18 protein-coding genes are annotated in these 20425 nt (G+C 63.6%); 9 read left to right on the top strand and 9 right to left on the bottom strand.

Annotated features, from left to right (window positions below; all coding sequences use genetic code 11):
- Nucleotides 1–34 precede the first annotated feature (34 nt).
- From AC0NID_RS33945 to AC0NID_RS33910, 8 genes are all read right to left on the bottom strand, one after another.
- Complete coding sequence (locus tag AC0NID_RS33945; RefSeq protein ID WP_473454913.1) at nucleotides 35–1114, bottom strand: ABC transporter ATP-binding protein; 1080 nt, start codon at nucleotides 1112–1114, stop codon at nucleotides 35–37.
- A complete protein-coding gene (locus tag AC0NID_RS33940) occupies nucleotides 1111–1911 on the bottom strand; it encodes an ABC transporter permease (protein WP_473454912.1) in 801 nt (266 codons plus the stop codon). Before AC0NID_RS33940 ends, AC0NID_RS33945 begins: the two co-directional genes overlap by 4 nt.
- Before the next feature lies 1 nt (nucleotide 1912).
- Nucleotides 1913–2773: an ABC transporter permease gene (locus tag AC0NID_RS33935; RefSeq protein ID WP_473454911.1), complete on the bottom strand. Its 861-nt coding sequence runs from the start codon at nucleotides 2771–2773 to the stop codon at nucleotides 1913–1915.
- A gap of 66 nt (nucleotides 2774–2839) precedes the next feature.
- Nucleotides 2840–3844, bottom strand: a complete 1005-nt coding sequence (locus AC0NID_RS33930; RefSeq protein WP_473454910.1) for an ABC transporter substrate-binding protein — start codon at nucleotides 3842–3844, stop codon at nucleotides 2840–2842.
- A 66-nt stretch (nucleotides 3845–3910) separates the two neighbouring features.
- Nucleotides 3911–5386, bottom strand: coding sequence for an aldehyde dehydrogenase (locus tag AC0NID_RS33925; protein WP_473454909.1), 1476 nt, complete (start codon nucleotides 5384–5386; stop codon nucleotides 3911–3913).
- Nucleotides 5383–6435 carry an LLM class flavin-dependent oxidoreductase gene (locus AC0NID_RS33920; protein ID WP_473454908.1) on the bottom strand — a complete coding sequence of 351 codons (1053 nt, stop codon included), beginning with the start codon at nucleotides 6433–6435 and terminating at the stop codon, nucleotides 5383–5385. Before AC0NID_RS33920 ends, AC0NID_RS33925 begins: the two co-directional genes overlap by 4 nt.
- On the bottom strand, nucleotides 6432–8240 hold the full coding sequence (locus AC0NID_RS33915; protein WP_473454907.1) for an alpha/beta fold hydrolase: 1809 nt from the start codon (nucleotides 8238–8240) through the stop codon (nucleotides 6432–6434). Before AC0NID_RS33915 ends, AC0NID_RS33920 begins: the two co-directional genes overlap by 4 nt.
- Nucleotides 8233–8820: an amino acid synthesis family protein gene (locus AC0NID_RS33910; protein ID WP_473454906.1), complete on the bottom strand. Its 588-nt coding sequence runs from the start codon at nucleotides 8818–8820 to the stop codon at nucleotides 8233–8235. Before AC0NID_RS33910 ends, AC0NID_RS33915 begins: the two co-directional genes overlap by 8 nt.
- A gap of 145 nt (nucleotides 8821–8965) precedes the next feature.
- Here AC0NID_RS33910 and AC0NID_RS33905 point away from each other — a divergent pair, with 145 nt between their 5' ends.
- Entirely contained in the window at nucleotides 8966–9637 is a 672-nt protein-coding gene (locus AC0NID_RS33905) for a GntR family transcriptional regulator (protein WP_473455066.1), read from the top strand.
- A gap of 44 nt (nucleotides 9638–9681) precedes the next feature.
- Here the strand turns inward: AC0NID_RS33905 and AC0NID_RS33900 are convergent, their stop codons facing one another.
- The gene (locus AC0NID_RS33900; RefSeq protein WP_473454905.1) at nucleotides 9682–10362 is read right to left on the bottom strand and encodes a GntR family transcriptional regulator; all 681 of its coding nucleotides are present in this window, start codon (nucleotides 10360–10362) and stop codon (nucleotides 9682–9684) included.
- A 217-nt stretch (nucleotides 10363–10579) separates the two neighbouring features.
- Between AC0NID_RS33900 and AC0NID_RS33895 the strand changes: the two genes are divergently transcribed.
- The 8 genes from AC0NID_RS33895 to AC0NID_RS33860 all read left to right on the top strand — a co-directional run bounded on the left by AC0NID_RS33895 (nucleotide 10580) and on the right by AC0NID_RS33860 (nucleotide 20410).
- The gene (locus AC0NID_RS33895; RefSeq protein ID WP_473454904.1) at nucleotides 10580–11707 is read left to right on the top strand and encodes a sugar ABC transporter substrate-binding protein; all 1128 of its coding nucleotides are present in this window, start codon (nucleotides 10580–10582) and stop codon (nucleotides 11705–11707) included.
- Nucleotides 11708–11786: 79 nt separating this feature from the next.
- Nucleotides 11787–13328 (top strand): sugar ABC transporter ATP-binding protein, encoded by a 1542-nt coding sequence (locus AC0NID_RS33890; protein WP_473454903.1) that lies wholly within the window; start codon nucleotides 11787–11789, stop codon nucleotides 13326–13328.
- On the top strand, nucleotides 13325–15397 hold the full coding sequence (locus AC0NID_RS33885) for an ABC transporter permease subunit (protein ID WP_473454902.1): 2073 nt from the start codon (nucleotides 13325–13327) through the stop codon (nucleotides 15395–15397). Before AC0NID_RS33890 ends, AC0NID_RS33885 begins: the two co-directional genes overlap by 4 nt.
- Before the next feature lie 14 nt (nucleotides 15398–15411).
- Nucleotides 15412–16218, top strand: coding sequence for an SDR family oxidoreductase (locus AC0NID_RS33880; protein ID WP_473454901.1), 807 nt, complete (start codon nucleotides 15412–15414; stop codon nucleotides 16216–16218).
- A gap of 10 nt (nucleotides 16219–16228) precedes the next feature.
- Entirely contained in the window at nucleotides 16229–17176 is a 948-nt protein-coding gene (locus AC0NID_RS33875) for a 3-hydroxyacyl-CoA dehydrogenase (protein ID WP_473454900.1), read from the top strand.
- Nucleotides 17173–18135, top strand: a complete 963-nt coding sequence (gene kce / locus AC0NID_RS33870) for a 3,5-dioxohexanoate:acetyl-CoA acetone transferase (protein ID WP_473454899.1) — start codon at nucleotides 17173–17175, stop codon at nucleotides 18133–18135. The genes AC0NID_RS33875 and kce overlap by 4 nt, the downstream gene beginning before the upstream one ends.
- 44 nt (nucleotides 18136–18179) lie before the next feature.
- Entirely contained in the window at nucleotides 18180–19058 is an 879-nt protein-coding gene (locus AC0NID_RS33865; RefSeq protein WP_473454898.1) for an SMP-30/gluconolactonase/LRE family protein, read from the top strand.
- A 140-nt stretch (nucleotides 19059–19198) separates the two neighbouring features.
- Nucleotides 19199–20410, top strand: coding sequence for an acyl-CoA dehydrogenase family protein (locus AC0NID_RS33860; RefSeq protein WP_473454897.1), 1212 nt, complete (start codon nucleotides 19199–19201; stop codon nucleotides 20408–20410).
- Nucleotides 20411–20425 lie beyond the last annotated feature (15 nt).

Here is a 20425-nt window from a genome sequence, read left to right as displayed (position 1 = left end):
GAGATCCGCCGCGCTGAAGTCAAACTGTCGTCTGTCAGGCTGGAAACAGAAATGCGGCGGCGGGATCGAAAAAAATCTGCTGTCTGCTCGAGGCGATGCCTTCATGTGCTTCTGGCATGTCGGATGTCGGCCTGACGTCGATCTCCTGGCCGGTGGCCGTTCGCGCGACGACGCGCCGCCGCTCGCCGAAGAAGGCGGTGTCGATGAACTCGACCGCAAGCCCGGCGGTGGCCGGGCCGGGTCTCAGCCGAAACGCTTCCGGCCGCACCATCAGCCTGGTCTTCTGGCCATGGCCAAAATCCTGATCGATCCTGACACCCGAGACAACTGAGCCATCTGCCAGGCGGATCGTGGCGGAGCCGTTGACGGTTTCAAGATGCTCGGCCGGCAGGAAATTGGAATTTCCGATGAAGCTGGCCACGAATTCGCTCGCAGGTCTCAGATAGAGGTCCTCGCCGGTGCCGATCTGCTCGATGCGCCCGTCCCGAAACAGCGCGATGCGATCCGAAAGATGCAGGGCCTCGTCCTGATCGTGGGTGACGTAAAGGATTGTCACGCCGGTTTCGCGGTGGATGCGCCGTATCTCGGCCTGGATTTCCTCGCGCAGCTTCTTGTCCAGCGCCGAAAGCGGCTCGTCCATCAATAGGATCGGCGGATCGTAAGCAAGCGCCCGGGCAAGCGCCACGCGCTGCTGCTGTCCGCCGGAAAGCGCGCCGGGATATCGGCCGCCGAAACTCTCGAGTCGCACCAGCGAGAGCATCTCGGCGACTTTTCGCTTCACCTCGGCGTCCGGTCGACGTCGCACGCGCAATGGAAAGGCAACGTTCTCGGCGACGGTGAGATGCTGGAACAGCGTGTAGCGCTGGAACACCATGCCGATATTGCGCTTGTGCGACGGCACCGACAGCAGCGACCTCCCTTCGAGAAGAACGTTGCCGGATGTCGGATGCTGAAAGCCGGCGATCGCGTAGAGCGTCGTCGACTTGCCAGAGCCAGAAGGGCCGAGAAAGGTCAGGAACTCGCCCTTGGGTATATCGATCGTGACATCGTGCACGGCGACGAAGCTGCCGAACGTCTTGCGCAGGTCGCGAATGGAGAGGAAGGGTTCAGTCATTTGGACAATTTCCGCCGAATGAGTGCGGTCACGATCATCAGGCTCAGCGTCAGAAGAACGAGAAGGCTGGAGGCCGCAGCGATGACCGGGCTCAGATCCTGGCGCAGGCTGCCCCAGATCTTGACCGGCAAGGTCTGCAAGGTGGGGCTGGCCATGAAGATCGCGACTACCACCTCGTCCCATGAGGCGAGAAAGGCAAAGATCGCCGCCGAGAAGATCCCGATTTTGATCGCCGGCAAGGTGACCCGGAGTTTTGCCTCGAATGGGCTCGCGCCGCAGACGATCGCCGCGTCCTCGACGGATTTGTCGAAGCCTTCGAGTGCCGCGGTGATGGGAATGATGGCGAAGGGGAGTGCCAGGACTGTGTGGGCGATGACGAAGCCTGCCGTGGTGCCGCCGAGCCCGATCCGCAGGAAGAATGCATAAAGGGCGATGGCGAAGACGACGACCGGCAGCACCATTGGCGTCAGCAGAAGGCCGCGAAGCGTGTTGCGCCCGCGAAACTGTCCCCTGACCAGGGCGAAGGAAGCCAGGAGCCCGACGGCGACGGCAAGAATCGCAGCCATGGTGGCAATGCGCGCGCTGGTCAGCACCGCTTCGAGCCAGGCCGGATCGGCGAAGAGTTCCTCATACCATTTCAGCGTCCAGCCGGGCGGCGGAAAGGCCAGCCATCGCGACGATCCGAACGACAGAAGCACGATGAAGATCACCGGCAGCAACAGAAACGCCGCAACCAGGCCGGTGAAACCCAGAAGTGCTGCGCGCAGCCAGCCCAGCCGGTCGTAGTCAAGCAGCATCTCAGACGCCTCCTGTCATGCGCTTGGCGCCGACGAGGCGCAGTTGCAGCGCGTAGAGCGCCATGGTGACTAAGAGCAGGATGAAGGCCGCTGCGCTTCCGAGCCCCCAGTTGAGCAGGGACTGGATCATCTGGGCGATCATTCCGGCGAGCATCATGTTGGAGGTGCCGCCGAGCAGCGTGGGCGTCACGAAATAGCCGAGCGACATGACGAACACCATCAGGCCGCCTGCAGCGATTCCCGGGAGCGACAATGGCAGCAGGACGCGGCGGAAGGCATCGAAGGGGCTCGCACCGCACAGAGCGGCGGCACGCAGCGTCATCGGATCAATGGCGCGCAGGGTTCCGACCAGCGGAAGTATCATGAAGGGCAGCATGATGTAGACCATGCCGATGGTGACGCCGGTCAGGTTGTTGATCAGCGGCAGCGGCTCGCTGATAAGGCCGATATCCATCAGTGTCCGGTTGATGACGCCGGTGCGTTGAAGCAGCACCATCCAGGCATAGGTGCGGGTGAGCAGATTGGTCCACATCGACAGGATGATGATGCCGAAGACAATCGAACCGAGGGCGGGCGGCATGATCGCCAGCATCCAGGCGACTGGAAACGCCACGATGACGGTGACGGCGGTGACGACGGTGGCGACCAGAAAGGTGTTGAAGAAGACCCGCGCATAGGTACCGTCGCCGAACAGCGTGGCGTAGTTCTGCAGGCCCGGTACGGGTTCGGTTACGCTGCGCAGCAGCAACGCAACGACCGGCACCACGAAGAACAGGATGATAAGGATCAGCGCCGGCAAGGCGCCGCCGATGCCATCTGGCCCTCGGAGGATTGGCGGTCGATGAAGCAAATTGCCCGACATGGCGATGATCCCGTCAGATCAGGCGGGATGCCTTGGGGCGTCCCGCCGGTTCATGGGTGAGGTCGGCTATTTGGCCTGCCAGGCGTACCAGCGCTCCGCGATCGCGTCGCGGTTTTCAGCCCAGTATCTCATGTCGAGGTCGATCTGCCCGTCGACATAGGCGTCTGGCAGCGACTTGACGATATCGGCCGGCATTTCGGCCTTGGCTGCGGTATTGATGGGTGCGTAGCCGCTTGCTTCGGCAAACATTGCCTGGCTTTTCGGGCTTGTCGCGGTGGCCAGGAATTTCATGGCGCTCGCCTTGTTCTTCGAACCTTTGGGGATGACGAGTACGTCGGCGGCGGTCATGTTCTGATTCCAGGATACGCCGACATCGGCGCCGTCCTGCTCGAGGGCGAAGACGCGTCCGTTCCAGAGCTGGCCGAAGGCCGCTTCACCGGAAGCGATCAGTTGTTGCGACTGCGCGCCGCTGTCCCACCAGACGATTTGCGGATTGATTGTGTCGAGTTTCTTGAAGGCTCGGTCGAGGTCGAGCGGATAGAGTTTGTCCGCCGGCACGCCGTCGGCCAGCAGTGCGATCTCGATGACGCCCGGCGCCGACCATTTATAGAACGTGCGTTTGCCGGGAAATTTCGTCAGGTCGAACATGTCGGCCCAGCCCGTCGGTTCGCCCGGCACGGCCCCTTTGTTCCAGGCAAGAACGAAGGAGTAGTAGAAGCTGCCAACCGCATGGCCGGTGGTGAAACGAGGATCGAGATCGGCTTTCGGCACAACGTTGAAATCGATCGGCTCCAGCAGGCCATCCTTGGCCGCCTTGATGGCGAAATCCATTTCGACATCGACGACATCCCAGGCGACGCTGCCGCCTTCCACCATGGCCTTCAGCTTGCCGTAGTCCGTTGGGCCGTCCTGCAGCACCTTGATGCCGGAGCTCGCTTCGAACGGAGCAGCCCAGGATTTGGTCTGCGCTTCCTGGGTGGTTCCGCCCCAGCTGGTGAACACCATTTCATCGGCGTGCGCGGCAGTGGCTGCCAGGAGCCCGGCCAGGAGGCCGGTCAAAATCAGTTTCATGTCATTCTCCTCTGTTGGTTGCTTGGTTTCTTGTTGTTATGAAATTGCGCGACCGCGGCGCCGGCCTCATCGCATGACGAACGGATCCGGGATCGGCTCGTCGGATGTTCGTATCCAGACGGATTTCGAGCGCGTGTAATCGCGGATGGCGTCGGCCCCGCCCTCACGGCCGAGCCCCGACTGACCATAGCCGCCGAACGGCACAAGCGGCGAAACGGCGCGGTATGTGTTGACCCAGACTACGCCTGCATGGATGTCGCGCGCCATGCGGTGCGCCTTGGCGAGATTGGTGGTGAACACGCCCGAGGCCAGGCCGAACGGCGTATCGTTGGCAAGCGCCAGTGCTTCAGCTTCCGTGTCGAAGGCAAGCACGCTGAGCACCGGACCGAACAATTCCTCCCGCACACAGCGCAGTCCCGTGTCCTCGGCATCGATGATGGTTGGTGCGTAGTAGAAGCCGCGCGGATGATCGTCGGGCCTTTTTCCGCCGGTGACCAGCGTGCCGCCATTGGCGAGGCTCTCGGCAATGATCTTCTCAATCCATTCCCGCTGGCGTAGCGTTGCCAGCGGTCCCATTTCGGTGGCCGGATCCTGCGGATCGCCTATCCTGATGGCGTCGGCCTTGCGCCTGAGCCTGTCCAGGAAATCGGCCTTTGCCGAACGCTCGACGAGCAGCCGGGAGCCCGCGACGCAGCTTTGTCCAGACGCGGCGAAAATCCCGGCCACGACCGCGTTTGCCGCACTGTCCAGGTCTGCGTCGGCGAAAACGGCAACCGGGCTTTTCCCGCCCAGTTCCAGCGTCGTGTAGGCGAGATTTTCCGCCGTGTTGCGGACGACCGCGCGAGCGGTCGAGGGTCCGCCGGTGAAGGCGACGCGTGAGACCAGTGGATGACTTGTCAGGCGTCGGCCGCAATCATGCCCGAACCCGGTCAGTATGCTGACGCTTCCGGCGGGAAATCCGGCCTCGTGAACGAGCTCCGCGAAGGCCAGCAGCGGCGCGGGGCCGTCCTCCGAGGCTTTCAGCACGACCGTGCAGCCGGCCGCCAGCGCCGGGCCGAGCTTGACGGCCGACAGGAAGAGTTGCGAATTCCACGGCACGACGGCGGCGACGACGCCGATCGGCTCGCGCCGGATGGTGACGTCCATATCGGCCTTGTCGATAGGCACATGCGAGCCTTCATGCTTGTCGGCAAGCCCGCCATAGTAACGGTAGTAGTCGCCGACATAGGCGATCTGGGCGCGGGTCTCGCGGATGATCTTGCCGGTGTCGCGCGTCTCCAGTTCGGCCAGGCGGCCGGCATTGGCGACGACCAGATCGCCGAGGCGCACCAGCAGCTTGCCGCGCGCCGTTGCCGTCAGTGAGGCCCAGGCGGCGGAGCGCAGCGTCCGGTGCGCCGCTTCGACGGCGCGATCGACATCGGCTTCCGTCGCGGCCGGCATCGTCGCCCAGGGCGCTCCGGTGGACGGATCGATGCTTTCGAACGTGGCCATCGGCGGGTCGAACGCCCCGTCTATGAAGTTCCTGAAGGCCACAAGGGTCATTGCGGCCTCCCGTGCCGGAATGCCGGCATCACCTTGTCGACGAACAGCTGCAGGGACTTCTTCTTGCGTTCGTGTGGCAGGCCGCTGTCGATCCAGATCGAATATTGGTCGTAGCCGAGCGCCTCGTATGCCTTCAGCCGGGTGATCACCTCTTCGGCTTCGCCGATAACCAGGTTCTGTCGGATCTTGTCCGGCGCGTATTGCGGCATGGCCGCGATCTCATCGTCGTCGAGCGCCTCCAGTATGCCTTGGCGGACAGGCTTCTTGTTCTGGAACCACGCGCCGAACTGGCAGTAGAACAGCGACAGGTCCTTCGTCAGCCGCTCCGTATCGGCGGCGTCCTCGGCAACGAATGTGTGCATCAGCAGCATGATATCGGGGCGGGCCATGTCCGGATGCGCCGCGCACGCAGCGTTGAAGCGCTCCATCAGGCTGGTTACTTCACCGTCGCCGGAGGCGAGCGGCGTGACCTGGACGTTGCAGCCGTTGGACACGGCGAAGTCGTGCGAGTTCGGATCGCGCGCCGCCACCCAGATCGGCGGGTGCGGCTTTTGCAGCGGCTTGGGCGACGAGGTGGTGGAGGGAAACGACCAGAATTCCCCGGACATCTCGAAGTCGCCTTCCCATAGCCCCTTGATGGCGGGGATGATCTCGCGCATGCGCTGGCCCGCGCCCCAGGCGTCAAGTCCTGGGAACAGGCGTTGATATTCGTAGCTGTAGGCGCCGCGCGCGATGCCGATGTCGAGCCGCCCGCCCGTGACGAGGTCGGCCATGGCTGCTTCGCCGGCGAGCTTGATCGGATGCCAGAACGGCGCGATGACCGTTCCCGTGCCGAGCCGGATGCGTTTTGTCCTGGCACCGAGATAGGCGATGTTGATGAACGGGTTCGGCGAGATGGTGAACTCCATGCCATGGTGTTCGCCGATCCAGGCTGTCTCGAAGCCTGCCGCCTCGGCCATCAGGACCAGTTCCTCAAGCTCGTCGATAAGCTCGGCATGCTGCTTTGCCGGGTCCGAGCGTTCCATATGGACGAAGAGCGAGAACTTCATATCTGTTCACCCGGATTGGAAGTTTTCATGGATGCCGGCTCGGCGAGCGGACGGACTTCACCCTCGACCTCGTTGCCGACATAGACTCCAAACGCATCTTCCCGACATTCGCGAACGTAGCGGGCGAGCATCGAGCGCACGGCAGCGTCGGCGATGTTCAGTCCGGCAATCCTGTCGATGTCGACGAGCCGGACTTGGCCATCGCTGGAGTGGGGCGCGTCTACCGTGCCGCGGTAGTAGACATGCGCTCGGGACGGGTTTGCTGCATCGTCCCAGACCGCAAACAGAAATCCGAGATGAGCCTCGATCGCTTTCGAGGCGAGGCGTCCCTTGAGGCTTCGCGTGTCGCCGGGCGTCCCGAGTCCTCGGCCCGCTGGCAATTCGAAAAAGCCATCAACGGTTTTGAAGAACAGAACGCGGCCTTCATCTTCGAGGATTGCGCCGACCTCCATGTCAGGCGGCGCGGCCGCCAGCGCTTCCTGGCTCAGACCAGGCGAGACATAGGCGCCACGACAATAGCCGAGGGGCTGTGATGAATTGTGAGAGAATTCGCGAACGCGGCCGATGAGGATCGAATGGTCGCCGGCATCGACCAACTGCTCCATGTCACAGTCAAATGTCGCCACCGACCCGCCGAGCAACGGACTGCCGGTCGGGCCGAAACGCCATTCGACAGCCGAGAACTTGTCCCGCGATTTCGAAGCAAAGACGCCGGACGCGGCTCTCTGTTCCTCCGAGAGCACGTTGATGGCAAAGCACTTCGAGGTCGAAAACACGGGATGACCTAGCGCTTTCTTGGCGATGCAGACGAGGACAAGCGGTGGGTCGAGCGAAACGGATGTAAACGAATTGGCAGTGAACCCCCGAGGCTCCCCTTCCGGGCCGATCGCGGTGACGATGGTAACACCGGTCAGGAAGGAACCGAGCGCCCGCCTGAATTCGCCCGCGTCGAACGTTGTATCCATCGCCGGTCGCTCCGATGGGCTTGCGCCGTCGTTGCTCTCTAGAAAATCAACGATGCGCCGTGTGATCGTATCGGGCGAGGCTATGGCCATCATGTGTCGTTCGCCCTCCAGAACGACGCAGCGACCCAGCGGCGCGAGGCGTGCCATCGCCGCCGACATCGCAGGTGACGAATTCCTGTCCTCGGAGCCGGTCATGAACAGGGCCGGCATCGCGAGACCGGAAAGAAGATCGCCATGTGCGGCATCCGCGTGAGCGAAAAGTCGATATGTGCGCGCATAGCCTTTCGAGCTGACGCTTTGCAGTGCCGCGCGCGTCGTCCTTGCGGCCTCGGCCAGGGCGTCGGGGACCGGATTGCCGAACCAGCGCGCGATCGTCGCGTCTGTTCCTGACGTGCTTTTCGCGCCATTTAATTCGGCGGCGCGCTCGCGTACCGCCTGCGCAAGGTCGGCCGGGCGGCGAAAGACCGCGTTGAGCGACACGATGCGGCGGACCCTTTGGGGCGCACTGAGAGCGATTTCCTGCCCGACCAGCGCCCCCATTGAATGGCCAACGATCGAGACGGCATCCAGGCCAAGATAGTCGAGAAGCCGGATTGCCTGTCCTGCATAGTCGGCAAGGCTTGCGTCCGCTGGCGGGAGCGGGGACGGGCCATGTCCCAGCATGTCGATCGCGATCACATCCCATCTGCCCTTCATCAGCTCGATCTGGGGTGCCCAGATCGCCGCGTTCATGCCGACGCCGTGAATGAGGAGAACCGGCGCGCCGGATCCGGCACGGATGAAGCCGGTGCCGTCAGGCGCCGTTCGGCGATGCCAGCCAGGAGCCGTCGGCTCAACCATGCAGATCGCCGACCTCCTTGAGATCCTGGTAGCGGTCGCCGATGCGATGATGCGGTCGCCCGCCGATCGAGGCGCCAAGCGCCACCACCAGCTCGTCCGGCGCCGGCGCGTCTCCGATCTGGAAATGCACCGTCAGGTAGTGCGAACGTCGGCCTTCATCGTTCTTGTCCATGAGCGGGATCATGATCGGCGTATTGGGTCCGCCGCGCAGATTGGTGAAGGCAAGATAGGTCTTGGCACCGACGGCACGCCGATAGTGGTTGCCGAAATGCAGCGTGTGGATGAGTGCCGAGGCATGCTCGATCTCGCCCGACGTGCCGCAGATTGCGGCCTTGCCGTAGCCTTCGATCGCTTCGCCAGATCCCGCGGCTGCGAGGATTTCACGGGTCAGCACTTCCCCCAAGACCGGCGCATAGGCGCGAATCTTTGGAGAAAGGTCCTCGGTGAAACCGCGCCCGGCCCAGGGATTGTCGAGCACCGCCGCCACGCCGATCAGGCGCAGCGGCCGTGGGGCCGCCTTGCCGCCCTCGATCAGCGTGTTCTCGACATAGGTGACGATCTTTCGGATGGCCGGCTTCATCAAATCCTCACTGGTCGATCGGGAGGCACCCGGAAAAGTTAACTTTCGCCTCGGTCGTCTTATGGTATACCATACTATTGAAGACCAAATACCTTGTCAACGGATCGTCGAATCTGTTTCTTTGCGGATGGTGGGAGTAGACGAATTGGCCGACGACACACTCAGGATCGAACGATCCACCAAGACGCTCAGGACACTGGCTCTGGAGCGCATGCGCGACGCGATCATGGGGTTTCACTTCCAACCCGGCGAAAGGTTGGTCGAACGGCCGCTTTGCGACCAGCTCGGCGTCAGTCGCTCGGTGGTGCGCGAAGTTCTGCGGCAGTTGGAAACCGAGGGCCTGGTCCAGATGATACCGGGCCACGGACCCGCCGTGGCCCGCCCAGATCTCAGTCGCACCGACGAGATTTATGAACTGCGCGCTCTGATGGAGGGCATTGCGGCGCGCGCCTGCGCGCTGACAGCGACGGCGGACCAGATCGCCGCGCTTGAGCGCGCATTTGATGTTCTGCTCACGGCGTGGGCCTCAGCCGATCCGATCGAGGTGATGCGGGCGACGACAAAGTTCTATGAAGTGCTTTTCGATGCTGCCGACAAGCGTATCGCCTGGGAGATCGTCCAGGGTCTGAACGTGCGCATCAACCAACTGCGTTCCATGACCATCGCTTCGGTGAATCGTCGCGACGCCGCGATTGCCGAAATGACCGACATCATGAACGCGATCAAGTCGCACAACGGCGATGACGCCGAAGCCGCGGCCCGGCGGCATGTGGAGCAGGCTTGGCGAATTGCGCAACAGACCCTTAGCGATAGCTGAAGTAAGCGATTTGGCTTGAGCACCAGCGGGCAGTGCTTTCGTCGCTACTTCAGCAGCTCGACCAGCACCATGAAGGCCGCATCGATGTCGGCGCGGACCGCGGCGCGAACCGCATCCGCATCCCGGTCGCGCAAGGCCGCAAACATCTGCTGATGATGCTCGTTGGCGGTCGAGTAATTCCCGGAATCGTGCAGCATGTTGAAATACGGGCTGATCTGCAGCCACAGGTTCTCGATGATGTTGAGAATGTTCTCGGAGCCCGCCGCCCGGTAGATCGAGAAATGAAAGGCGTAGTTGGCGCGCAGGTAGGATTTGACGTCGCCGGCGGCATTGGCCTGTTCGAGCGCATCCAGATGCCGGCCGAGCTGCGCCATGCTTTTGTCGTCCATGCGTTCCGCCGCCCATGCCGCCGCGATCGCCTCGATCTCGAACCTGACATTCCTGAGATCGATGAGGCGCGCGCGGCTTAGTGCCGGGATGCCGATCGAGCGGCCCGAGACCACCATCAGCGCGTTGGCGGCCGTCAGCCGTCGCAGCGCCTCCCTGACCGGCATTGGGCTGACGCCGAAAGCGTCGGCAAGGCTCTGCACGGTCACCATCTCGCCCGGCACGATGCTGCCGTCGAGGATCAGTTCGGTGAGATGGCTATAGACCCTCTCCTGCAGGGTATCCCTGGACAGGGGAGTGATCTCGACACCTGGCCTCCTGAACGCTGCCCCAGCCATCCGCATTACCTTCCTGCACGGGCCGACGCCGCTGCTGCCTCCGGCATGCAAGGTTCGGATTGCCACGTCAAGCGTCGGCGCATCCCGGTTTTGATATAATCCATTCTATCATTGATCTTTGATCAAATCATGATACGGTCGACCGCATCGAATGACAAGGGCTGCGTTTGGTGGTCCCTGGGAGGCATTCGGTCGTCTGAATTGGGAGGAGTTTCGAATGGGTATCGGATCGAAAGCCCGGCGGCTCGCGCTGCTGGCTGGCATGGCTGTTTGCGCTTGTGGGGTGTCCGCCGCCGATGCGGCCGAAAAGCATAAGATCTTTCTGAGTATGAGCTTCATCGGCAACGACTGGCAGGCCGAGGCCGCGAACATGGTCAAGGCCATGGCCTCGCACAAGAGCATGGCCGACAAGGTCGATCTTCAGGTTCAGGTCGCGGGGCCGAATGCGCAGCGCCAGATCCAGCAGGTCAACGCGATGGTGCAGGCCGGCGCCGAGGCGATCGTGATATTTCCGATCTCGCCGACTGCGCTCAACCAGGTGGTCAAGAATGCCTGCGCCAAAGGCGTCAAGGTGTTCGCCTATGATGCCGAGATCACCGAGCCTTGCGCCTACAACGTCCATATCGACCAGGAGGAGGCAGGACGGGTGACGGCCGAATGGCTGGTCAAGAAACTCGACGGCAAAGGCAACATCATCGCGGTGACCGGCGTTCCCGGCACTTCGGTCGACGATTTGCGCACCAAGGCGGCCAAGGAAGTCTTGGCCAAATACCCCGACATCAAGATCGTCGGCGAGGCGGTGGGCATGTGGAGCCAGGCGGTGGCTCGTACCGAGCTCTCGAAGATCCTGGCGACGCGCAGCTGGGACGACATCGATGGGCTATGGATGCAGGTCGGCTGCTTCACCGCCAATTCGATGCAGTTGGAAGCCGGCAAGAAGACCAGCGAACTCCTGCCCTGTGCCGGCGAGGGCGCCAATGGCGGCCGCATCCAGATGCTGCCGGAAGGCACCGAGGTCGAGGGTGCGGCGTCTCCCTATGCACCACTCGGCGCGCCGCGCATTTCCTACGCGTCGCCGCCCTATTCCGGTGCACTTGCCCTCAAGCTTGCCGTCGAGGCTCTTGAAGGCAAGGATGTGCCCAAGAAGACGATCCTGCCGCTGCCGGTCGTCTCCAACGAGACGATCAAGCTCTGCGACGAGGGCACCTGGGCGGAGATGAAGGCCGGCTGCAACGCCTTCAAGCCGTCGCTGGTCTCCAATCCCGGCTGGTTCGCCTCGATCTTCTCCGACCAGACGCCAGAGATCGGCCTTGCCGCCGCGCTTGTCGGCCAGCCCGAGGAGTAAGCTCTCCGAAGCGGCGCGTGGGGCATTTCAATTGCCCCATGCGCCGCCTTCACCAAAGGGCGGTCGGGAATCGGGAATTATGAACGCTTCAGCGCATTCGACTGCTGTCGGCATAGAGGGAGTCCGCAAGGCGTTCGGCGCAACGGTCGCCCTTGACGGCGTTTCTTTCGAGATCGCATCGGGCAGCGTGCACGCCCTGCTCGGTGAGAACGGCGCCGGCAAGTCCACGCTGGTCAAGCTGCTCTCGGGGCTGGTGCGGCCCGACGAGGGGCAAATCACCGTCCTTGGCCAACCGGCGCCGCTCGGCTCGCCGCGCGCCGCGCATGCCAAGGGTATACAGACAGCCTTCCAGGAAATGACCCTGGTCCGCGATCTGAGCGTTCTCGACAATATGCTGCTGCCCTACGCGCCTGTCGGCCCGATCGGCCTGATCAGGCAGTCGGCCGCGCGCAAGGCGGTTCGCAAGCACATTCTGGATCTTGGGCTCTCGGTCGATCTCGACGCCGAGGTGGCGACGCTCGATCTTGCCGTACGGCAGAAGATCGAGATCGCGCGCGCCGTTTACCGCAAGCCGCGCATCCTCCTGCTCGACGAACCGACTTCGACCTTGTCGGGCGGCGACGTCGAATGGCTGGGCGGCATCATCGCGCGGCTGAAGGCGGCCGGTACGACGGTCGTGTTCATTACCCATCGCATGCGCGAGGTGCGGGCCTTCTGCGACACGCTGACCATCCTCAGAAACGGCCGTCATATCGTCACCGCGCCGGTCGCCGATGTCTCGGATGGTGAGGTGATCGAAAAGATCATCGGCCGCAGCATCTCCCAGACCTTTCCGCCGAAACCCGAAAGCGAGGCCGTCTTCGGTCCGCCGGTGCTCGGCGTGCGCGATCTCAAGGCCGGCAGAAAGCTCGACGGCGTCAGCTTCGACCTGCGCAGGGGTGAGATCCTCGGCATTGCCGGACTTCAGGGCATGGGACAGCTTGACCTGTTCTTCGCTTGCTTCGGCATGGCCGAGATCGAACGCGGCCATGTCGTGGTCGACGGCCACAAGGTGTGGCTCGGCTCGCCGGCCGACGCGCTCAAGCCCAATATGGCGATCGGGCTGGTGCCGGAGGACCGCAAGACCGAGGGCCTGTTCCTGAAGCTCCCTGGCCGGCAGAACGCATCGCTTCCAGTCGTTGGGCGCTTCACGCGGTTTGGCCTGATCCGGGAGGGCGAGGAAGCACGCGCCGTACAATCCGCCTTCTCGACCGTCGAGGTCGACCGCCGCGCCATGTGGACGAGGGCAGGGGCGTTTTCGGGCGGCAACCAGCAGAAGATCGCCATCGCGAAATGGCTGGTCGCCGAAAGCCGCATCCTGCTGCTCTTCGATCCTACCCGCGGCATCGACGTCGGCACCAAGCACGAGCTCTATGTGATGATGCGCGACTATGTGGCGGCCGGCGGCTCGATCCTTCTGCATTCGACCGAAATTCCCGAACTCGTCCACCAGTGCGACCGGGTGCTCGTCCTCTACGACGGCCGGCTGGTGGCGGAGCTTGCGGGTAAGGATATTTCCGAAAGTGCGATCATGAGGCCGGCGCTGGGCCATGGCGATGCGGTTCGAGAGGCGGCTGAATGAGCGCGATCAGTTCCCCCGCCGCCGCGCCAGCCGGAACCTTGTCGCGGCTCCTGTCGCGGCACAGGGGCGCGATCATCGCCGCGATCGTCTTCGCAGCGCTTTTGCTCGTCGTCGATCTGGTCAGCGCCGGGCGGCTCACCTATTTCGACATTTCGTTCCTCTCGAGCGGCGGTGCTACCTCGGCGCTGGCGGCAATTGGCCAGACGCTGGTCATCCTGTCCGGCGGCTTCGACCTGTCCGCCGGCGCGGTGATCTCGCTGGTCAACGTCGTCCTGGCGACGAGCATGGATCCGATGGCGACCGGTTCGAGCGTTGCCCTGTGGACGCTGGTGGGAATTGGCGTCGGCATGCTGGTCGGCGCCTTCAACGGCTTTTTCATCGCCGTCCTGCGCATGCAGCCCATCGTCGTCACGCTGTCGACGATGTTCATCCTGCAAGGCGTCACGTTGCTGGTCATGGACAAGCCGGGCGGCTTCGTCTCGCCCGATCTCGGCGCCTTCTATCTCGGCGATGCAATCGACGGCTGGCTGCCGATGCCGCTGGTGGTGATCGGCGTCGTCCTGCTCGCCTGGTTTTGGCTGAAGGGGACGCGTTTTGGGACGGCTCTCTATGCGGTCGGCAGCGATCCCGATGCTGCCGCCTCCGTCGGTGTGCGTGTCGTTCTCGTCCGCTTCTTCGTCTATGTCATTGCCGGCGGCTGCTACGGGCTCGCGGGCGTCTTCATCAGCGCCCAGACCGGCAGCGGCGATCCGCTCGTCGGCAATCCGCTGCTGTTGTCGATGTTCGCGGCGGTCGTCGTCGGCGGCACGAGGCTGGGCGGCGGGCAGGGCGGGCCGGTCGGCACGGTGTTCGGCGCATACATCCTGATGATGGTCGTCAACATCCTGCTCGTGCTCAACGTGTCGGCCTATTATTCGACCATTGCCGAGGGCACGATCCTGATCCTTGCGGTGCTTGCCGGTTCGTTGTCGCATGGCTCCGTCCTGGCGCGCCAGTTCCGCGCCACGCGGGCGCGGCTGGCCGCGTGGCGCGCCGGAATGCTGCCGTCGCAGATCGATCGCGTCGACCGGCGGCTGAAGATCGCGCGGGACAATGCCGGCCACCAGCCGGTGCCGCGACCGCCCTTCCACGTCCGCAATGCCGAGACGCTGCGCTATGCGGCGCCGGCCTATGTCTGCCTGGCCATTGTCGTGATCGTCACCCAGATCTGGCTCGGACGCGCCGTCTTCAACGTCACCTACTGGAATTCCATGTTCGTGCTGTCGAGCTTCCTCGCCATCCTCGCACTGGGGCAGGGCAGCGTGGTCCTCACCGGCGGGCTCGACCTGTCGGTGCCGTGGACGATCGGCCTTTCGGGCATCCTCCTTGCCGGCATGGTCAACGGGTCGGATGCGGCACTTGCCTATGCGCTGCCGACGGTCCTGGTCATCGCCTGCCTGATAGGACTGGCGAACGGCATTGGCATCGTCTTCCTCGGCATCTCGCCGATCGTGATGACGCTGGCCACCAACGGCATTCTGCAGGGCTTCGCCCTCCTTTATTCGCAGGGCACTCCGGCCGGCTTTTCCTCGCCGATGCTGCGTTGGTTCATGACAGGCAAGCTATTCGCCTTGACGCCGGTGGTGCTGTTCATGATCGCGTTTGTCGTCTTTGCCGTGCTGCTGCTCGGCCGCACCGCTTTCGGCCGCCGCGTCTACGGCATCGGCAACAGCCTGCGCGCGGCCCAGCTGTCGGGCATCGCGGTCGGACGCACGCTGATCCTGGTCTACATGCTTTCGGCCGTCTGCGCGGCGATCGTCGGTATCATGCTCACCGGTTTTTCGGGCCAGGCGAGCCTGGGCATGGGCGACGACTATCTTTTGCCGTCGATCGCGGTTGTCGTGGTTGGCGGCGCGCTGATCACCGGTGGACGCGGTCATTATCTCGGCATGCTCGGCGGCGTGTTGTTGCTCACGGCATTGCAGATGCTGCTGGCCGGCACCACGCTTCCCTATGCCACAAGGGCAATTCTGTACGGGCTGGTCGTTCTGGGTGCTGTCATGGCGCTGCGCGAACGGCGGCTGCAATGAGAAAGGACAGGACGATGAGTAAAGGGGCACCGTCATCGGCGGACGATTTTCTGACCGGGCTGAAGGGGCAGCGCGTGCTGGTGACGGCGGGGGCCGGCGGCATCGGCTTGGCTATTGCCGACACGCTGTCGCGGCTCGGCGCGCGCATCGTCGTTTGCGACGTTTCCGACGAGGCGCTGGCCGCTGCTCCGGACAGGATCGCCCTCGTCGCCGCGGTCAAAGCCGATGTCTCGCGCGACGACGACGTCGACCGGCTGTTCGAGACCGTGAAGGAAAAGCTCGGCGGCCTTGACGCGCTGATCAACAATGCCGGCATTGCCGGGCCGACCGGCGGCGTCGACGAGATCGATCCGGCGGACTGGCGGCGCTGCATCGACGTCTGCCTGACCGGCCAGTTCCTCTGCGCCCGGCGCGCCGTGCCGCTGATCAAGGCGGCGGGCGGCGGTTCGATCGTCTCAATGTCGTCCGCGGCCGGCCGCCATGGTTACGCTTTCCGCACGCCCTATTCGGCAGCCAAATTCGGCGTCATTGGTTTCACGCAAAGCCTCGCCAAGGAACTCGGGCCGCACGGCATAAGGGTCAACGCCATCCTGCCCGGCATCATCGAGGGGCCGCGCATCGACAAGGTCATCGCCGACCGGGCCAAGCAGCTTGGCGTGTCGAACGAGGAAATGACGGAGCGCTATCTCCAGAACATCTCGCTGCGCCGCATGACCAGCCCCTATGACGTCGCCTCGATGGTCGCCTTCCTGCTGTCCGATGCGGGCATCAACATTTCCGGCCAGTCGCTCGGCGTCGACGGCAATGTCGAAACGCTTTGAGGAAGGGACTATGACAAAGGTAGCAATTGTCGGCAGCGGCTTCATCGGACGGGCCTGGGCGATCAGCTTCGCCCGCGCCGGCCACCATGTGCGGATGTGGGATCAGTCGCCGGCCGCGACCGAAGGTGCGCGCGATTATATCGCCGGCGTGCTGGGCGACCTCGCCGCGAACGATCTGCTGCGGGGACAGCCAATCGACGCCGTGCTTGGTCGCATCGCCATCGTTGCGGAACTGGAAGAAGCGCTGGCCGATGCGGTCCACATCCAGGAGAACACGCCGGAAAATCTCGGCGTGAAGCGCGAGGTGTTCTCCCTGATCGATGCACTGGCCGCTCCGCAAGCGGTGATCGCCAGTTCCACCTCTGCGCTGTTGCCGTCGAAATTCACCGACCATCTGCAAGGGCGGCACCGCTGCCTGGTCGTGCATCCGATCAATCCGCCCTATCTCATCCCGGCGGCGGAAGTCGTGCCGGCGCCGTGGACCTCCGCCGAGACGGTCGAAAGGACCCGCGCCTTCCTCGTCGCTGCGGGTCATGCGCCGCTGGTGATGAAGCACGAACTCGACGGCTTCATCATGAACCGCCTGCAGGGCGCGCTGCTGGAGGAGGCCTTTCGCCTTGTCGCCGACGGCTATGCCAGCGTCGAGGATGTCGATATCGGCATCCGCGACGGGTTGGCGCTGCGTTGGTCGTTCATGGGTCCGTTCGAGACGATCGATCTCAATGCGCCCGGCGGCGTGCGCGACTATGTCGAGCGTTATCAGGCGATCTATTCGAATATCTTCCCGCAGATGCTGCGCCGCGTCGACTGGGCGGGCGAGGTCTTGGCAACCGTCGAGGCCGACCGTCGCAAGCGGCTGCCGCGGGAAGAACTCGGCCAACGGCAGGTGTGGCGCGACCGCCGGCTGATGGCGCTGGCGGCGCACAAGAGAAAATCGGATCGGGAGTTCGGACGATGACGGAAACGAACCGCAAGCCCGGCGCTGCGCAGACCAGGGGCAAGGTAATCATCACCTGTGCGGTGACGGGGGCGATCCACACGCCGACCATGTCGCCCTATCTGCCGATCACGCCGGACCAGATCGCCTCCGAGGCGATCGCGGCGGCGGAGGCGGGTGCGGCGATCCTGCACCTGCATGCCCGTGATCCGGAGACCGGCAAGCCGGACCAGACGCCGGCGGCCTTCGCCCGGTTCCTGCCGCGCATAAAGCAGGCCACCAATGCCGCCATCAATATCACCACCGGCGGCAGCCCCTACATGAAGGTCGAGGAGCGCGTGCGCCCGGCCGCCGAATTCAAGCCCGAGGTCGCCTCGCTCAACATGGGCTCGATCAATTTCGGGCTCTATCACCTCGTCGACAAATACGAGACCTTCAAGTTCGACTGGGAAAAGCCGCATCTGGAAGCGACGCGTGACCTTGTCTTCCGCAACTCGTTCAAAGACATCGAATACATTCTTGCGACCTGCTACGACAACGGCACGCGCTTCGAGTTCGAGTGCTACGACATTGCCCATCTCTACAACCTCTCGCACTTCGCCGATCGCGGGCTGGTGAAGCCGCCCTTCTTCGTGCAGTCGGTGTTCGGGCTGCTTGGCGGCATCGGCACGCATCCCGAAGACGTCGCCCATATGAAGCGCACTGCCGACCGGCTGTTCGGCGACCAGTTCCGCTGGTCGGTGCTCGGTGCCGGCGCCAGCCAGTTGCGTATTGCCGCGCAGTCGGCCGCCCTTGGCGGCAACATCCGCGTCGGGCTCGAAGACAGTCTTTGGGCCGGCAAGGGGAAGCTTGCCAAATCGAACGCCGAACAGGTGGTGCTTGCCCGCAAGATCATCGAAGGCCTCGGCATGGAAGTGGCGACGCCCGACGAGGCACGCGAAATCTTGTCATTGAAGGGCGGCGACAACGTCGCGTTCTGAGGCGGCTCGCCTATCGCCGCACGGTGCCAACAGAGGAGGACGGCATGAAGATCGAAGTCGTGGTGGACGTGAAGACCACGCTGGGCGAAGGCCCATTGTGGGATGTCGAACAGGAGCGTCTCTACTGGATCGACAGTTTCGACGGGCGCGTGTTTCGGGCGACCGCCGACGGTGGCGAAATCCGTTGCTGGGATGTGCCGATGAAGATCGGCTCGATGGCGCTACGCAAGGACGGCAGCGGCGCGGTGGTCTCGCTTCAGCGCGGCTTCCATCTGCTCGATTTCGCCACCGGCGAGGTGACGCTGATCCACGATCCGGAACCGGACAAGCCGATGAATCGGCTCAATGACGGCAAGGTCGACCGCCGGGGCCGCTTTTTCGCGGGGTCGATGGATACGATGGAAGAGGGGCCGTCCGGCGGCCTCTACCGGCTCGATCCTGATTTTTCCGTCACCAGGATCGACTCCGGCATCATCTGCTCCAACGGCCCCTGCTGGAGCCCCGACGATCGCACCTTCTATTTCGCCGACACCTGGACCGGCGAGATCTGGGCCTACGACTATGACATCGCGACTGGTGCCGCCACCAACCGGCGCACCTTCGTCCGCGTCGACACCAGCCGGGGCGGCGCTGCCGATGGGTCTACCGTCGATGCCGAAGGCTTCCTCTGGAATGCCCTCGTCTATGACGGCCGGCTGGTGCGTTATGCGCCCGACGGCAGCGTCGACCGCATCATCGACATGCCCGTCAAGAAGATCACCAGCGTCATGTTCGGCGGGCCGAAGCTCGACACGCTCTACGTGACCTCGATGGCAAAGCCGCCGCTGCCGCGCTTCCCCGGCGATGGCGTCCTGCGCGGCAGCCTGTTCGCAATAACCGGCCTTGGAGTGAAAGGCGTTGCCGAACCACGCTTCGCCGGATGACGGCGGCTGCAAAAGGGGATAGAGGCGAATAAGGAAAGCGAGCGCTGGCTCGGTTTCTTGACGATGGCCAATACTACTTCGGCGATCTCGTCCAAAGAGGTCGATGGCGGCCACCTCGTTTCATCGCTGAGAGATTGTCCATGAATTTCGACATTCCCGCCCGCACCGAAGATTACCGCGTCCGCATTGCGGACTTCGTCGAGCGCGAGATCCTGCCGCTCGAGGCCGACAAGATGTCCTATGACGCGCATGGAAATATCGCCTTGCCGCTGCTGGAAGGGCTTCGCGCCAAGGCGCGAATGGCGGGCCTGTGGTGCCTGCAACTCAAGCCCGAAACCGGCGGCGCCGGTCTCGGCAAAATGGACATGGCGGTCTGCTACGAGGAGATGAACCGGTCGATCTTCGGACCGGTGGTGTTCAATTCGGCAGCGCCCGACGATGGCAACATGATGGTTCTGGAGGCGCTCGGCACGTCAGCGCAAAAGGAAAAATGGCTGAAGCCGATCGTCGAGGGCAAGGTGCGCTCGGCCTTTGCCATGACCGAACCGCACCCCGGCGGCGGCTCGGACCCTTCGATGATCATGACGCGTGCGGAGCGGCGCGGCGACAAATATGTGGTGACCGGCCGCAAATGGTTTATCACCGGCGCGGAGGAGGCCAGCCATTTCATTCTGATCGCGCGAACCTCGGACGATCCGCGCCATGGCCTGTCGGCCCTGATGTTCCATAAGGGCCAGCCAGGCTGGCGCATCCTGCGCCGCATCGAGATCATGGGCCCGGAGGAGCATGGCGGGCATTGCGAGCTGGAATTCGATGGGCTCGAAATCCCTGTCGAAGACATGCTGGCCGGCGAGGGCAGGGGTATGAAGGTGACGCAGGTGCGGCTCGGCCCGGCGCGGCTCACCCACTGCATGCGCTGGCTCGGATTGTCCAAACGCTGCGTCGAGATCGCGCGCGCCTACGCTGCCGAGCGCCACGGTTTCGGTCAACGCCTCGCCGACCGCGAAAGCGTCCAGCTGAAACTCGGCGACCTCGCTATGCGCATCGAGATCGGCCGCATCCTTGTGATGAAGGCTGCGTGGGAGCTGGACCGCGGCGGCTTTGCCCGCAAGGAAGTGTCGATGGCCAAGGTCCAGGTCGCCAATGTGCTGCATGACGCGGCCGATGTGGCGATCCAGATCAATGGCGCGCGGGGCTATTCCAAGGACACGGTGCTCGAATGGATCTACCGCTATGCTCGCCAGGCGCGGCTGGTCGACGGTGCCGATGAGGTCCACAAGATGGTGCTGAACCGTTTCCTCAACGAGGAACAGAAGGGCTTCTGGCGCTGGGCGGTCGAAGGCGAGGCATAAGGGACGCGCGGTGGC

It is taken from the genome of Mesorhizobium sp. WSM4821, assembly GCF_055901555.1.
Note: the sequence above shows the minus strand (reverse complement) of the source record. Positions and strands in the feature narration are given on the sequence as shown.

What these genes read in the sequence shown, in the direction of transcription:
- AC0NID_RS33920 (WP_473454908.1), bottom strand. Translation starts at nt 6,435, where the DNA reads ATGAAGTTCTCGCTCTTCGTCCATATGGAACGCTCGGACCCGGCAAAG.
- AC0NID_RS33910 (WP_473454906.1), bottom strand. Translation starts at nt 8,820, where the DNA reads ATGAAGCCGGCCATCCGAAAGATCGTCACCTATGTCGAGAACACGCTG.
- AC0NID_RS33915 (WP_473454907.1), bottom strand. Translation starts at nt 8,240, where the DNA reads ATGGTTGAGCCGACGGCTCCTGGCTGGCATCGCCGAACGGCGCCTGAC.
- AC0NID_RS33940 (WP_473454912.1), bottom strand. Translation starts at nt 1,911, where the DNA reads ATGCTGCTTGACTACGACCGGCTGGGCTGGCTGCGCGCAGCACTTCTG.
- AC0NID_RS33865 (WP_473454898.1), top strand. Translation starts at nt 18,180, where the DNA reads ATGAAGATCGAAGTCGTGGTGGACGTGAAGACCACGCTGGGCGAAGGC.
- AC0NID_RS33935 (WP_473454911.1), bottom strand. Translation starts at nt 2,773, where the DNA reads ATGTCGGGCAATTTGCTTCATCGACCGCCAATCCTCCGAGGGCCAGAT.
- kce (WP_473454899.1), top strand. Translation starts at nt 17,173, where the DNA reads ATGACGGAAACGAACCGCAAGCCCGGCGCTGCGCAGACCAGGGGCAAG.
- AC0NID_RS33860 (WP_473454897.1), top strand. Translation starts at nt 19,199, where the DNA reads ATGAATTTCGACATTCCCGCCCGCACCGAAGATTACCGCGTCCGCATT.
- AC0NID_RS33890 (WP_473454903.1), top strand. Translation starts at nt 11,787, where the DNA reads ATGAACGCTTCAGCGCATTCGACTGCTGTCGGCATAGAGGGAGTCCGC.
- AC0NID_RS33880 (WP_473454901.1), top strand. Translation starts at nt 15,412, where the DNA reads ATGAGTAAAGGGGCACCGTCATCGGCGGACGATTTTCTGACCGGGCTG.
- AC0NID_RS33930 (WP_473454910.1), bottom strand. Translation starts at nt 3,844, where the DNA reads ATGAAACTGATTTTGACCGGCCTCCTGGCCGGGCTCCTGGCAGCCACT.
- AC0NID_RS33900 (WP_473454905.1), bottom strand. Translation starts at nt 10,362, where the DNA reads ATGGCTGGGGCAGCGTTCAGGAGGCCAGGTGTCGAGATCACTCCCCTG.
- AC0NID_RS33875 (WP_473454900.1), top strand. Translation starts at nt 16,229, where the DNA reads ATGACAAAGGTAGCAATTGTCGGCAGCGGCTTCATCGGACGGGCCTGG.
- AC0NID_RS33925 (WP_473454909.1), bottom strand. Translation starts at nt 5,386, where the DNA reads ATGACCCTTGTGGCCTTCAGGAACTTCATAGACGGGGCGTTCGACCCG.
- AC0NID_RS33895 (WP_473454904.1), top strand. Translation starts at nt 10,580, where the DNA reads ATGGGTATCGGATCGAAAGCCCGGCGGCTCGCGCTGCTGGCTGGCATG.
- AC0NID_RS33885 (WP_473454902.1), top strand. Translation starts at nt 13,325, where the DNA reads ATGAGCGCGATCAGTTCCCCCGCCGCCGCGCCAGCCGGAACCTTGTCG.
- AC0NID_RS33945 (WP_473454913.1), bottom strand. Translation starts at nt 1,114, where the DNA reads ATGACTGAACCCTTCCTCTCCATTCGCGACCTGCGCAAGACGTTCGGC.